General features: G+C 74.9%; 11 protein-coding genes. 6 read left to right on the top strand and 5 right to left on the bottom strand.

Annotation, left to right across the window (positions count from 1 at the left end; all coding sequences use genetic code 11):
- Window positions 1-120: 120 nt before the first annotated feature.
- From IE330_RS35095 to IE330_RS35085, 3 genes are all read left to right on the top strand, one after another.
- Entirely contained in the window at window positions 121-1,017 is an 897-nt protein-coding gene (locus tag IE330_RS35095; RefSeq protein WP_190140233.1) for a carbohydrate ABC transporter permease, read from the top strand.
- Window positions 1,018-1,026: 9 nt separating this feature from the next.
- On the top strand, window positions 1,027-1,974 hold the full coding sequence (locus IE330_RS35090) for a carbohydrate ABC transporter permease (RefSeq protein ID WP_229926143.1): 948 nt from the start codon (window positions 1,027-1,029) through the stop codon (window positions 1,972-1,974).
- Between the two features lie 151 nt (window positions 1,975-2,125).
- Window positions 2,126-3,583: a GH1 family beta-glucosidase gene (locus IE330_RS35085; protein WP_190140230.1), complete on the top strand. Its 1,458-nt coding sequence runs from the start codon at window positions 2,126-2,128 to the stop codon at window positions 3,581-3,583.
- A gap of 270 nt (window positions 3,584-3,853) precedes the next feature.
- On the opposite strand, the gene IE330_RS35080 is transcribed toward IE330_RS35085, so the two are convergent.
- The gene (locus IE330_RS35080) at window positions 3,854-5,242 is read right to left on the bottom strand and encodes a sensor histidine kinase (RefSeq protein ID WP_190140229.1); all 1,389 of its coding nucleotides are present in this window, start codon (window positions 5,240-5,242) and stop codon (window positions 3,854-3,856) included.
- A gap of 22 nt (window positions 5,243-5,264) precedes the next feature.
- Window positions 5,265-5,951: a response regulator transcription factor gene (locus IE330_RS35075; RefSeq protein WP_190140228.1), complete on the bottom strand. Its 687-nt coding sequence runs from the start codon at window positions 5,949-5,951 to the stop codon at window positions 5,265-5,267.
- A 142-nt stretch (window positions 5,952-6,093) separates the two neighbouring features.
- On the opposite strand from IE330_RS35075, the gene IE330_RS35070 reads away from it, so the two are divergent.
- A complete protein-coding gene (locus IE330_RS35070; protein ID WP_190140227.1) occupies window positions 6,094-6,654 on the top strand; it encodes a hypothetical protein in 561 nt (186 codons plus the stop codon).
- 60 nt (window positions 6,655-6,714) lie between these two features.
- On the opposite strand, the gene IE330_RS35065 is transcribed toward IE330_RS35070, so the two are convergent.
- Window positions 6,715-7,578, bottom strand: coding sequence for a spermidine synthase (locus IE330_RS35065; protein WP_190140226.1), 864 nt, complete (start codon window positions 7,576-7,578; stop codon window positions 6,715-6,717).
- Between the two features lie 886 nt (window positions 7,579-8,464).
- A complete protein-coding gene (locus IE330_RS35060) occupies window positions 8,465-8,866 on the bottom strand; it encodes a hypothetical protein (RefSeq protein WP_190140231.1) in 402 nt (133 codons plus the stop codon).
- A 445-nt stretch (window positions 8,867-9,311) separates the two neighbouring features.
- On the opposite strand from IE330_RS35060, the gene IE330_RS35055 reads away from it, so the two are divergent.
- Complete coding sequence (locus IE330_RS35055) at window positions 9,312-10,727, top strand: NsdA family TPR-like regulatory protein (protein ID WP_190140225.1); 1,416 nt, start codon at window positions 9,312-9,314, stop codon at window positions 10,725-10,727.
- A gap of 13 nt (window positions 10,728-10,740) precedes the next feature.
- On the opposite strand, the gene IE330_RS35050 is transcribed toward IE330_RS35055, so the two are convergent.
- Window positions 10,741-11,337: a histidine phosphatase family protein gene (locus tag IE330_RS35050; RefSeq protein WP_190140224.1), complete on the bottom strand. Its 597-nt coding sequence runs from the start codon at window positions 11,335-11,337 to the stop codon at window positions 10,741-10,743.
- 296 nt (window positions 11,338-11,633) lie between these two features.
- Between IE330_RS35050 and IE330_RS35045 the strand changes: the two genes are divergently transcribed.
- The coding region (locus IE330_RS35045; RefSeq protein ID WP_190140223.1) for a phosphatase PAP2 family protein at window positions 11,634-12,475 on the top strand (842 nt) is incomplete at its 3' end.

The raw sequence follows: 12,475 nt of genomic DNA, 5'->3' as shown, positions 1-12,475 counted from the left end.
GTGACACCCCGGCCGCCGCGCCCTCCGCCGGAGAGGAGGGCGCGGCCCCCCGCGCGGGGGCCGGGGCACGGGCCGCCGCGGCGGCCGCCGCCGGGGCGCCGCCGGGCCCGGCGCAGCCGGCTGTACCGCTGGGACGTGAAGTACAGCCCGTACGCGCTGGTCGCGCCGTTCTTCCTGTTCTTCGTCGCCTTCGGACTCTTCCCGCTGCTGTACACCGGGTGGGCCTCGCTGCACCGCGTGGAGCTCGGCGCGCCCACCGACATGGAGTGGGTGGGGCTGCGCAACTTCTCCCGGCTGTGGGACGACGAGTTCTTCTGGAACGCGCTGCGCAACACCTTCACCATCGGCCTCATCTCGACCGTGCCGCAGCTCCTGATGGCGCTCGGGCTCGCCCATCTGCTCCACTACCGGCTGCGCGGCTCCATGTTCTTCCGCGTCGCGATCCTCACCCCGTACGCCACGTCCGTGGCCGCGGCCACGCTGGTGTTCGTCCTCATGTTCAGCCGCACCGACCACGGGATGATCAACTGGGCGCTCGGCCTGGTCGGGGTGGACGCCGTGGACTGGCAGAACGGCGACTGGACGGCGCAGCTCGCGGTGTCGGCCATCGTGATCTGGCGGTGGACCGGCTACAACGCGCTGATCTACCTCGCCGCGATGCAGGCCATCCCGAACGACCTGTACGAGTCGGCCGCCCTGGACGGGGCGAGCCGCTGGCAGCAGTTCCGCCATGTGACGGTGCCCTCGCTGCGGCCGACGATCCTGTTCACGTGCGTGGTGTCGACGATCGGGGCGACGCAGCTCTTCGGCGAGCCGCTGCTGTTCAGCCAGGGGGCGAGCCCCACCGGCGGCTCGGACCACCAGTTCCAGACGCTCGGCCTGTACCTGTACGAGCAGGGCTGGTTCAACCAGCACCTCGGGCGGGCCTCGGCGATCGCCTGGACCATGTTCCTGCTCCTCGTCCTGATCGGCCTGGTCAACTGGGCGATCAGCCGGTGGATCCACAGAAGCGCGTGAGGGGATGACATGACCGACGTGACACGGACCCGGCGCGCGCCGCGCACCGGGGGGACCGGGACCGCCCGGGAGCGGCGCGGGAGCGGGACCGGCCGGGAGCGGAACGGGGGCGGCCCGGCGGGGCGCGGCGCCGGGCGGCACCTGCACGGCGGGAAGCTGACGTACGCCGTGCTGACCCTGTTCACCATCGGCTCGCTCTTCCCGCTGGTGTGGACGGCGATCGCCGCCTCCCGCACCAACACGCGGCTGGCGCAGACACCGCCGCCCTTCTGGTTCGGCGGCAACCTCTTCAAGAACCTGGAGATCGCCTGGACCGACGCCAACATGGGCACGGCGCTGCTGAACACGCTGGTGGTGGCGGGCACGGTCACCGTCGGCACCGTGCTCTTCTCCACTCTCGCCGGCTTCGCCTTCGCCAAGCTGCGGTTCCGCTTCCGCGGGCTGCTGCTGCTCCTGGTGATCGGCACGATGATGGTGCCGCCGCAGCTCAGTGTCGTACCGCTGTTCATGATGGTCGCCGAGTTCGGCTGGACCGACCAGTTGCAGGCGGTGATCCTGCCGACGCTGGTCAGCGCCTTCGGGGTGTTCTTCATGCGCCAGTACCTGGCGGAGGCGCTGCCCACGGAGATCATCGAGGCGGCGCGGGTGGACGGGGCGGGCAGCCTGAGGCTGATCTGGCACGTCGTCTTCCCGGCGGCACGGCCCGCGATGGCCGTGCTCTCCATGTTGACCTTCGTGATGGCCTGGAACGACTTCTTCTGGCCGATCATCGCGCTCACGCAGGGCGGCGAACCGACCGTCCAGGTCGCGCTCGCCGGGCTCGGCCGGGGGCAGATCCCCGACCAGTCGGTGATCATGGCGGGCGCCCTGCTCGGCACGCTGCCGCTGCTGGTCGCGTTCGTGCTGTTCGGCAAGCAGATCGTGGGCGGGATCATGCAGGGGGCCGTCAAGGGGTAGCCGGCCTTTTCCTGGCGGGGGCGCCCTGAGCGGTTTGGGTGCCGCCGCTCCGCGGGGGTTTTCTCCCACCCGCCCGCCCGTAACCCTTGTCGTGCCCGAGCCCCGCCCCACAGTTCGCCCCTCCGTCCGTACCCACCTTGGGAGCGCTTCCATGACCGATGCCCGTCTGCGGTTTCCCCCCGGCTTCCTGTGGGGGGCCGCGACCGCCGCGTACCAGATCGAAGGGGGCGTCCGGGAGGACGGCAGGACCCCGTCGATCTGGGACACCTTCAGCCACACGCCGGGCAAGGTGCTCGGCGGCGACACCGGGGACGTCGCCTGCGACCACTACCACCGGTGGCGCGAGGACGTCCGCCTCCTCGCGGAGCTGGGCCTGACCGCCTACCGCTTCTCGGTGTCCTGGCCGCGGGTGCAGCCCACCGGGCGCGGGCCCGCCGTGCAGCGCGGGCTCGACTTCTACCGCGCGCTCGTGGACGAGCTCCTCGCGCACGGCATCACGCCCGCGCTCACCCTCTACCACTGGGACCTGCCGCAGGAGCTGGAGTCGGCCCTGCCCGGCGGGGGTCCGGCGGGCGGCGGCTGGCCGGAGCGGGACACCGCGTACCGCTTCGCGGAGTTCGCCGGGCTCGTCGCCGGGGCGCTCGGCGACCGCGTGGAGATGTGGACCACCCTGAACGAGCCCTGGTGCAGCGCCTTCCTGGGCTACGGCTCGGGCGTGCACGCCCCCGGGCGCACCGACCCCGCCGCCGCCCTGCGCGCGGCCCACCACCTGAACCTGGCGCACGGCCTCGGCGTCCAGGCCCTGCGCGCGGCCCTGCCCGCCCGCGCCCGGGTCGGCGTGAGCCTCAACCCCAGCGCGGTGCGCCCGCTCACCCCGTCGCCCGCCGACCTCGACGCCCGGCGCCGGATCGACGCGCTCGCCAACCGCGTCTTCACCGGGCCGATGCTGCGCGGGACGTACGACGACGACCTCCTGGCGGACACCGCGGGCGTCACGGACTGGGCCTTCGTGCACGGCGGCGACCTGGACGTCACCCGGCAGCCGCTGGACTTCCTCGGCGTCAACTACTACACCCCCGCGGTCGTGTCGGCCGCCGACGGGCCCGGCGGTCCACGCCACGACGGGCACGGCGCCAGTGCCCACTCCCCCTGGCCGGGCGCGGGCGACCGCGTCGCCTTCCACCGCGCGCCCGGCGAACTCACCGCCATGGACTGGCCGGTGGACCCCACCGGCCTGAAGGACCTCCTCATGGAGTACACCGCCCAGGCGCCCGGGGTTCCGCTGTACGTGACGGAGAACGGCGCCGCGTACGAGGACAAGCCCGAGGGCGGCGCCGTCCACGACCCGGACCGCGTGCGCTATCTGCACGGCCACCTGGCGGCGGTGCACCAGGCGCTCCTGGAGGGCGCCGACGTCCGCGGGTACTTCCTGTGGTCGCTCCTGGACAACTTCGAGTGGGCGTACGGCTACGGCAAGCGCTTCGGCCTGGTGTACGTCGACTACGACACCCAGGAGCGGACGCCCAAGTCCAGTGCCCGCTGGTACGCGAAGGTCGCGGCGAGCGGGGAGCTGCCGCGGAGCCTGCCCGAGGCCTGGCCCGGGGTCTGACCCCGGGCGCGCCCCGGCCGGTGGGGGGTGACGGCCGGGGCACGCGTTTCCCGTGGGGGGTACGGGCGGCCGCCCCGACGCCGTGCGGGGCAGCTCCACGCAGCACGTTAGCCCGGGCCCGGGGCGCCGGAGCGGCCCTTATGGCGGGCTTAAGGAAGGGATGGGGACCGGTTAAAGATCAGGCGGTCGGCGGCAGTTCAAGGGCCCGGCGGCAGTTCAAGGGCCCGGGGGCAGCTCAGGGGGGCGGTGGCCTGCGGCCCCGGTAGCCGTTCAGCGGGCCGGTGTCCTGCGGCCCCGGCGGCGGACCACCGCGCGGGCGGCCCGGCGTCCCGCCGAGGGGCGGGCGGTGCCGCGCTGGAGCCACAGCCGTATCTCCGTACCCCCGAGTACCGAGCGGCCGACGCGGACGTCGCCGCCGGTCGACTCGGCCAGGCGGCGCGCGATGTCGAGGCCGAGCCCCGTGGAGCCGACCGCCGCCCCGGAACCGCCCCGGGCGAGGGCCGCCTCGGGGTCGGCGATGCCGTCCCCGGCGTCGGAGACGAGGACGATCACCGCGTCGTCGCCGCTGTGCACGTCCACGGCGAAGGCGGTGCCCTCCGGGGTGTGCCGGAAGACGTTGCCGAGCAGCGCGTCCAGGGTGGCGGCCAGGTCGGCGCGCGCCACCGGCACCCACACGGGCCGCTCGACGCCCGCGACCCGGGCCTCGCGGCCCTCGTCCTCGGCGAGCGCCGACCAGAACTCCATCCGCTCGCGGATCACCCCGGCGGCGTCGCAGCCCGCGCCGGGCCCGGCGGCCACCGTGCGGGGCTTGGCGTCCCGGGCGGTGCGGATGATCGTGTCGACCTCGCGCTCCAGTTGCTCCACGGCGGCGCGGGTCTGCTCGGCGGCGGGCCCGTCGCCGAGCGAGGCGGTGTTCAGGCGCAGCACGGTCAGCGGGGTGCGCAGCCGGTGCGACAGGTCGGCGGCCAGCTCCCGCTCGTTGGCGAGGAGGCCGACGACCTGGTCGGCCATGGAGTTGAACGCCACGGCGGCGAGCCGCAGTTCGGTGGGCCCCTCCTCCGGGACGCGGGCACCGAGCTTGCCCTCGCCGAGGTCGCGGGCGGCGCCGACCAGGCGTCGGGCGGGCCGGACCATGCGGACGCCGAGGCGGTCGGCGACGGCCACCGAGCCGATGACGAGGGCGACGCCGACGCCCGCGAGCACCAGCCAGGCCGTGGTCACGCCGTTGCTGACCTCGCGCTCCGGCACGTGGATCTCGACCACGGCGATCTCCCCGGAGCCGACGGCGAAGGGCTGGAGCAGCGCGTAGCCGCCGGGGACGGTGACCGTCCGGGCGCGGCCCTGCCCGCGGGTCGCGGCGACGGCGCGCGGGTCCGCGCGGCGCTCGCCGATGGTCAGCGCGGGGTGCGTGCCGACGGCCGGGACGTGCACGGCCATCCGCCCCTCGCCCCCCGCCTCGGAGGTGGCGACGGCCCGGGTGAGCTCGGCGCGGTCGGTGGTGATGGACAGCGTGGGCCCCATGCCGGCGGCGTGCCGCTCGGCGTTGGAGAAGGCGCGGTCGCGGGCCATCTCCTGGATCACCAGGCCGAGCGGGACGGCGAAGGCGGCCACTACCATCGTGGTGACGGCCAGGCACACCTTCACCAGCGCCCACCTCACGGCGCGGCCCGGTGCGCGGCGGTCACCGCGGCGGCTCCAGCTTCACGCCGACGCCCCGCAGGGTGTGCAGGTAGCGGGGGTTGGCGGCGGTCTCGCCGAGCTTGCGGCGCAGCCAGGACAGGTGGACGTCGATGGTCTGGTCGTCGCCGTAGCTCTGCTGCCACACCTCGGCGAGCAGCTCCCGGCGCGGTACGACGACACCGGGGCGCCCGGCGAGGAAGGCGAGCAGGTCGAACTCGCGGCGGGTCAGGTCGAGCGGGGTGCCGTCCAGTTCGGCCCGGCGGCGCAGCGGGTCGACGGCGAGCCCGCCGACGCGCAGGACGCGGCTGGCGGGCGCCTCGCCGGACCCGCGGGTGCGGCGCAGCACGGCGGTCATCCGCGCGGAGAGGTGCTCGACGGAGAACGGCTTGGTCAGGTAGTCGTCGGCGCCGTCGTTCAGGAGCCGGACGATCTCCGACTCGTCGTCCCGGGCGGTCGCGACGATCACGGGTACGTCGGTGACGCCGCGCAGCATCTTCAGCGCCTCGCCCCCGTCCAGGTCGGGCAGCCCGAGGTCGAGGATCACGACGTCGAAGCAGTGGTGGGCGACCTCGCGCAGCGCCTCCAGGGCGGTGCCGACGCTCCGTACGGTGTGGGAGGCGTCGGAGAGGTGCCGGATGAGGGCCGAGCGGACGAACTGGTCGTCCTCGACGACGAGCACACGAGCCATGGGCGGCACCGTACGCCATGCGGACGCCACCGGTGCCCGGAGGGACTTTTGGCCCGGACTTGGGCGGCATGTCCGGCGACGGATGGCGCCACGGGGCACGTTTTCTGGCCACCGCGGGGGCGGTGGTGCACTATGGCCGGCGATGCGCAGAGGTCTCCTGGGCGCCGGCGCGTGGTCGCTCGCCACGGGCGCGGCGGTCACGCTCTCGTGGTGGGGCGTGCACACCGTGATGGCGGGCACCGCCTACGATCCGCCGCGCGCGGTCCCGCTCACCGCGCGTGACCACGCGGACGACCCGGTGTCGTCGTCCACGCACCGCCCGGGCCCGGCGCCGCGCCCGACGCCGCCGCCCCGGCCCCGGGAGTCCGCCGAGCCGCCGCGGCGGGAGACGCCCACGGCGCGGCCGCCGTCCCGCGGCCCCTCGGCCCGGCCGGAACGGCCCGAGCGGCCCGAGCGGTCCGGGGGGTCCGGCCGGTCGTCCGGGCACGTGCGGGGCTACAGCACCGACGGCGGCCGGGTCGTGTTCGACCTCGGGCGGGACGCGGCGACGCTGGTGTCGGCGTCGCCCGCGCCGGGCTGGTCGATGCTGGTGTGGAAGGCACCGGCGTGGATCCGCGTGGAGTTCACCTCGGGCGCCGACCGGGTGTCGGTGTTCTGCGTGTGGCACGACGGCGCGCCGCGGGTGGACGTCACGACGTACTGACGTACTGACGTACTGACGTACTGAAGGGCTGCGGGCTGTGGGTCGCGGGCCGGGGAACGGCTAGCGGAACACCGAGGGCGGGGGCGCGGGTGAGGCCACCGCGCTCGCGTCCGTGACGGCGGTCGCGCCGCCGCTGAAGTCGGTCAGGGCGCGGCCGTGTTCGACGCGCGCCGGGTGCGGGTCGCCCGCGCTGCGCCGGGTCAGTTCGGCGAGGGGCAGGGGGTGCGCGGAGGCCACGAGCACGGCGTTGCCGAAGCGCTTGCCGCGCAGCACCGCCGGGTCGGCGACCAGCGCGAGCTCGGGGAAGACGGCGGCGGCGGTGGCCAGTTGCCCGCGCAGGTGGCGCAGCGGGGGCCCGTCGGCGACGTTGGCGGCGTAGTGGCCGCCGGGCTTCAGGACGCGGCGTACGTCGTCGAGGAACTCCACGGAGGTCAGGTGCGCGGGGGTGCGGGCGCCGCTGAACACGTCGGCGATGACGAGGTCCGCCCAGTCGTCGGGCACCTTCGCGAGCCCCTCGCGGGCGTCGGCGCCCCGCACGCGCACGCGTGCCTGCGGGTCGAGCGGCAGCGCGCGGCGCACCAGGCCGACGAGGGCGGTGTCCCGCTCGACCACCTGCTGGGTGGAGCGGGGGCGGGTGGCGGCTATGTAGCGGGCGAGGGTGAAGGCGCCGCCGCCGAGGTGCAGGGCGTGCACGGGGGCGCCGGGCGGGGCGGTGAGGTCGGCGACGTGGCCGAGTCTGCGCTGGTACTCGAAGGCGAGGTGGGCGGGGTCGGCGAGGTCGACGTGCGACTGGGGGGCGCCGTCGAGGAGGAGGGTCCAGGCGTGGGGGCGGTCGCGGTCGGGCAGGAGTTCGGCGAGGCCGCCGTCCACCTGTTCGACGAGTGCCTCTCGCGTCTGCCGTCCTCCCCGTTTGCTCCTCGCCATCCCTTCATTATCGCCGGATACGGAACCCGTGCCCTCACGAGCCGCCCCACCCCCACCCTCCCCACCCCGATGACTGCCGCCCCCGCCCCTCCCGCCTGGGGCTCCGCCCCTCTCCCCCGTATCGCCGCTCCGCGCCTCGTCCTCAATCGCCGGACAGGCTGAAAACCCCGAAGCCTCGCCGTCTCCGTCTGCGACTCCCCTGCGCCATCGGCGCTCCGCACCTCGTCCTCGACGCCGAACCGACTGGAGATCCCACGCCCCCGCCGTTTCCGTCTGGGGCTCCGCCCCTCTCCCCCCTCATTGGCGCTTCGCGCCTCGTCCTCAAACGCCGGACGGGCTGAAAGTGCCCCGTCTCGCCGTCGTCGGCCGGACGAACTGAGGTGTCCTCGACTCGCCGTCGTCGGCCGAACCGGCTGGGGTGTCCTCGACTCACCGTCGTCGCGCGTCCGGCAGTTGACGACGGCGCGCGGCCGACAAATTCAGCCCGTCCGGCGTTTGAGGACGAGGCCGCCAGGCCGATGGAAGGGCGGGCGGGTGGGGAACATCCGCCGCGGAGCGGTGGATCGCCTGCAGCCGACGACGGCGCCCGGCGGGCCACTCCAGCCCGTCCGGCGATTGAGGACCAGGCCGCCAGGCCGATGAAAGGGGCGGGCGGGCGGGGGAACATCCGCCGCGGAGCGGTGGGGCACGGTCAGTCGACGGCGGCGGGACGCGGATCGTTTCAGCCCGTCCGGCGCTTGAGGACCAGGCCGCCAGGCCGATGGAAGGGGCGGGCGGGTGGGGGGGACATCCGCTGCGGAGCGGTGGGGCGTCGGCAGGTGACGGTGGTGGGGGGTGGGTCGGTCACGAGGCCGGAGGCCGGTGGGGCGGGTGGGTGGGGAAGGGCTCAGCGGCAGTTGTCCGCGGCCTCGATCAGGCGCCGCGCCTCCCCGAGCGCGGCGCGCAGGACCGCCGGGTCCGTGACCGGGTCCGTGCTGCCGGGCGGCACCAGCCACCCCGTACCCGCCACCGGCGGCGGTGGCGGCGGCCCCTGGGCGCCGGCCCGGCCACCGCCGAAGGTCTGCGTACAGGCGCTCCCCGGCAGGTCCCAGCACGCGGCGGTCCCGGGCGGGACCAGGAAGCCGAGGGTGTCGCAGGTGCCGTCGTGCAGGACGGGGCCCACGGCCTCGTCACCGGCGCCCCGGCGCAGGATGTCGACGGCTTCGAGCCCCTGCCGGGCGGGCACGGTCACGAGGTCGCAGTGCTCGTGGTCGACGCGCGAGGCGTGCGCGGCGTGGGCGGTGTACAGGGTCCGGGGCCGGTGGCCCTGGTGGGCGGAGCCGCACGGCTCGGCACCGCCGGGCCCCGCGCTGCGGTCCTGGCTCGGCCGGTGCCGCGCCGTGGTCAGTGAGCCGGGTTCGCTGTTCTCCATGCCGACCTCCCACAAGGGAACCCCTCCTCGCCAGGGCGGAAGCCGCTCCGCTCCCTCTCCGCACAGGTACAACGCGCCGACGCGGAAACGGCTACGGTGCCACGCCGCCGCAAAGGATGGCAGTTCATGGCAGATCACGGGTGGGATATCCGGTTTGTAGGCAAACTCCGCGTCACTCCGCCGTCACAGCGGGTACGTTCTTGCCCCGCCAGGACACGGCCGGACCGACGGGACAGCGCGAGGGGCGGACAGCGGACCTCACTTCGGGACCGTCGGCACGGTCCCCCACGAGAGGGCCCCGGCCCCCACGAGAGGAACCGGCATGGCGTCGTCTTCCAGGGCCTCGTCGCCCCCGCCACCACGGCCGAACCTCGCCTTCCGGCAACTGCGCGGACAGCGCTCGCCGGGCGAGTTCGCGGCCTTGGTACGCCGCGCCGCGCGCGAGATCGGCGAGCGGGTGAGCTGCGACGCGCGCTACGTCGGCCGCGTCGAGGCGGGTGAGATCCGCTGCCCCAACTACGCGTACGAACGGGTGTTCCTGCACATGTTCCCCGGCCGGACGCTGACGGACCTCGGCTTCGCGCCGCGCGAGGCGGTACGCGGCCGGGGGGCGCGCACGGAACCGGAGGCGCCGACGGCGTACACCCTGGGGAGCCCGGCCGCGGCGGACGCGCTCCGGCACCACGGACGGACCAACGGCGACGAGGAGAGCGACGTGCGGCGCCGCGCATTCATGACCGGCGGAACGGCCACGGTGGCCGCCGCCTCCCTGGCGACGCTGCCGCTGGGCGGCGCCGCCGAGGCAGCGGCGGTGCCCGGGCCCCGCAGGGCGGGCGACGCCGAGGTGAGCGCGGTCGAGGAGGCCGTGCGCCGGATCCGGCTGCTCGACGACCGGCACGGAGCCGACGGGCTCTACCGACGGGCCGCCGCCCCGCTGCGCACCGCCTACGCCCTGCTCGACGCGGGCACCTCCCGGCAGGGCACCACGGACCGGCTGTACACGGGCGCGGGCGAGCTCGCCATCTCCGTGGGCTGGCTCGCGCACGACTCGGGCCGCTTCGACGACGCCCGCTCGCACTACGCGGAGGCCCTGGCGACGGCGCGGATGTCGGGCGACCCGGGCCTGGAGGCGCACGCCTTCTGCAACACGGCGTTCCTCGCGCGCGACGCCGGGCGGCCGCGTGAGGCCGTACGGGCGGCACAGGCCGCGGCGCGCGCCGCCCGGCACCTGGGCTCGCACCGGCTGCTCTCGCTGATCGCGCTGCGCGAGGCGGGCGGCTGGGCGGGGCTCGGCGACCGCGGGGGCTGCGAGCGGGCGCTGGCCCGGGCGCACGCCCTGTTCGACCGGGGACCGGACGGGCGGGACCCGGAGTGGATGACGTTCTACGGTCCGGCCGAGGTGGCGGGCCTGGAGGCGCAGTGCTGGTCGGCGCTCGGCCACTGGGAGCGCGCCGCCCGGCACGCGCAGCGGGCGGTGGACGTGGCGGTGGCGCGGACGCCCCAGTTCACCCGCAACATCGCCCTGTACACCGCCGAGCTGGCCGACGACCTGGCCCGCGCGGGCCGCCCGGACGAGGCCGCGGCTGCGGGGCAGCGGGTCCTCGCGCTCCTCGACGAGGTCCAGTCGTCCCGTATCCAGGGGATGCTCGCCACCACCGCGCGGGTCCTGCTGCCGCACCGGCACACGGCCGGGGTGCACGCGTTCCTGGAGGACCACGCGTCCCGCGCGCGGGTGTGACCGCGCCGCCGGGTCAGGCCGCGAGGTGCCCGGTGTCGTTCCACGACTCGATCGCGGGCTGCCCGTAGGCCCAGCCGAGGACCGACAGGGACGTCGGGTTGAGGCGGATGCGGGAGGCGAAGGCGATGTCCTCGCCGAGCCAGCGGGCACCGATGGCGCGCAGGATGTGGCCGTGGGCGAAGACGAGCACGTCCCGGTCCGCCTCGCGCGCCCAGGCGACGACCTCGTCCGCGCGGGCGGAGACCTCGGCGAGGGTCTCGCCGTCCGGCACGCCGTCGCGCCAGATGAACCAGCCGGGGCGGACGGCCTGGATGTCCGCCGGGGTCATGCCCTCGTAGGCGCCGTAGTGGAACTCCATCAGGGTGTCCCACTCCGCGGCCCGGTCGCCGAAGCCGGCCAGCTCGCACGTCTCCCGCGCGCGGGACAGCGGGCTGGTGCGCACCTCGACCTCCGGCAGGCCGTCGTGGGGCGCGCGGTGCAGCCGTTCGCCGAGCAGCTTCGCGCCGCGCCTGCCCTCCTCCAGGAGCGGGATGTCGGTCCTGCCGGTGTGCTTGCCGGACAGCGACCACTCCGTCTGTCCGTGCCGGGCCAGCAGGATGCGCGGTGCCATGGGAGACCTTCCTCAAGGGGTGCGGGGGTGGGCGACGAGGGACCGGGGCGGGCGTTATGCCGCGAATGAGCCGCGACAAAGGCGGACAAATGACGGTCCACCGCCTCATGTGCCCTTCTGTTTGCCTCCATCATCACTCACCCGCCCGGGACGCAACCCGCGCGCCGATCTCTGCGTCTAAGACGACCAGGGGCACGGCTCGTGGGCCCTCGCGCACGCCGTAAAGTGACCCAGCGGCCGGACGCCGCGAGAACCGAGCGGGAACAGCGCGTGAAATGAGATGGGGGACCCACCGGATGCCGCAGACCGAGGCACAGGGCGCCGGCAACGGCGGCATATCCGGACATCGGCTGTTCGGAGGTCCCGGTTCGCGCCCGCGCTGGTGGACCGAGCTGCCGCTGATCCTGCTGGTGTACGGGGCGTACTCGGCGGGCCGGCTGCTCGCGCGCGGCGACGTCACGACGGCCGTCGACCACGGCCTGGGCATCCTCAAGGCCGAGAAGGCCCTGAACCTGAACCTGGAACACCCGCTGAACCGGTGGTTCACCGCGCACGCCTCCCTCGGCGTCCCCGCCGACTTCTGGTACGCGTCGCTGCACTACCTGGTCACGCCGCTGATCCTGATCTGGCTGTTCCGCAGCCGGGCCGTGCACTACACGGCCGCCCGCACCTGGCTGATGGTCTCCACGCTCATCGGCCTGGTCGGCTTCTCGCTGATGCCGACCTGCCCGCCGCGGCTGCTGGAGGCGCGCCACGGGTTCGTCGACACGATGGCGCAGTACAGCGACTGGGGCTGGTGGGGCGGCCAGGCCAGCGCGCCGCGCGGCCTGGGCGGCATGACCAACCAGTACGCGGCGATGCCGAGCCTGCACGTCGGCTGGTCCCTGTGGTGCGGCGTGATGCTGTGGCGGCACGGGCGCACGCCGCTCGTGCGGGCGGCGGCGGTGGCCTACCCGCTGCTGACCACGATCGTCGTCATGGGCACCGCCAACCACTACTTCTTCGACGCGCTCGCCGGCATCGCCGTGATGCTCGTGGGGCTGCTCCTGGTCCGGCCCGTGCGACGCGGCGCGGACCGGGCGAAGGCCCGCCTCGCGCCGGTGCTCGCCGCGGTGCTGCCGGGCCGTGCCGCCGCGGG

The sequence above is a fragment of the Streptomyces longispororuber genome (genome assembly GCF_014656095.1).
Classification (GTDB): Bacteria; Actinomycetota; Actinomycetes; order Streptomycetales; family Streptomycetaceae; genus Streptomyces; species Streptomyces longispororuber.
This window is presented reverse-complemented; position numbering and strand designations above follow the sequence as displayed.

What these genes read in the sequence shown, in the direction of transcription:
- IE330_RS35090 (WP_229926143.1), top strand. Translation starts at nt 1,027, where the DNA reads ATGACCGACGTGACACGGACCCGGCGCGCGCCGCGCACCGGGGGGACC.
- IE330_RS35085 (WP_190140230.1), top strand. Translation starts at nt 2,126, where the DNA reads ATGACCGATGCCCGTCTGCGGTTTCCCCCCGGCTTCCTGTGGGGGGCC.
- IE330_RS35075 (WP_190140228.1), bottom strand. Translation starts at nt 5,951, where the DNA reads ATGGCTCGTGTGCTCGTCGTCGAGGACGACCAGTTCGTCCGCTCGGCC.
- IE330_RS35070 (WP_190140227.1), top strand. Translation starts at nt 6,094, where the DNA reads ATGCGCAGAGGTCTCCTGGGCGCCGGCGCGTGGTCGCTCGCCACGGGC.
- IE330_RS35065 (WP_190140226.1), bottom strand. Translation starts at nt 7,578, where the DNA reads ATGGCGAGGAGCAAACGGGGAGGACGGCAGACGCGAGAGGCACTCGTC.
- IE330_RS35055 (WP_190140225.1), top strand. Translation starts at nt 9,312, where the DNA reads ATGGCGTCGTCTTCCAGGGCCTCGTCGCCCCCGCCACCACGGCCGAAC.
- IE330_RS35050 (WP_190140224.1), bottom strand. Translation starts at nt 11,337, where the DNA reads ATGGCACCGCGCATCCTGCTGGCCCGGCACGGACAGACGGAGTGGTCG.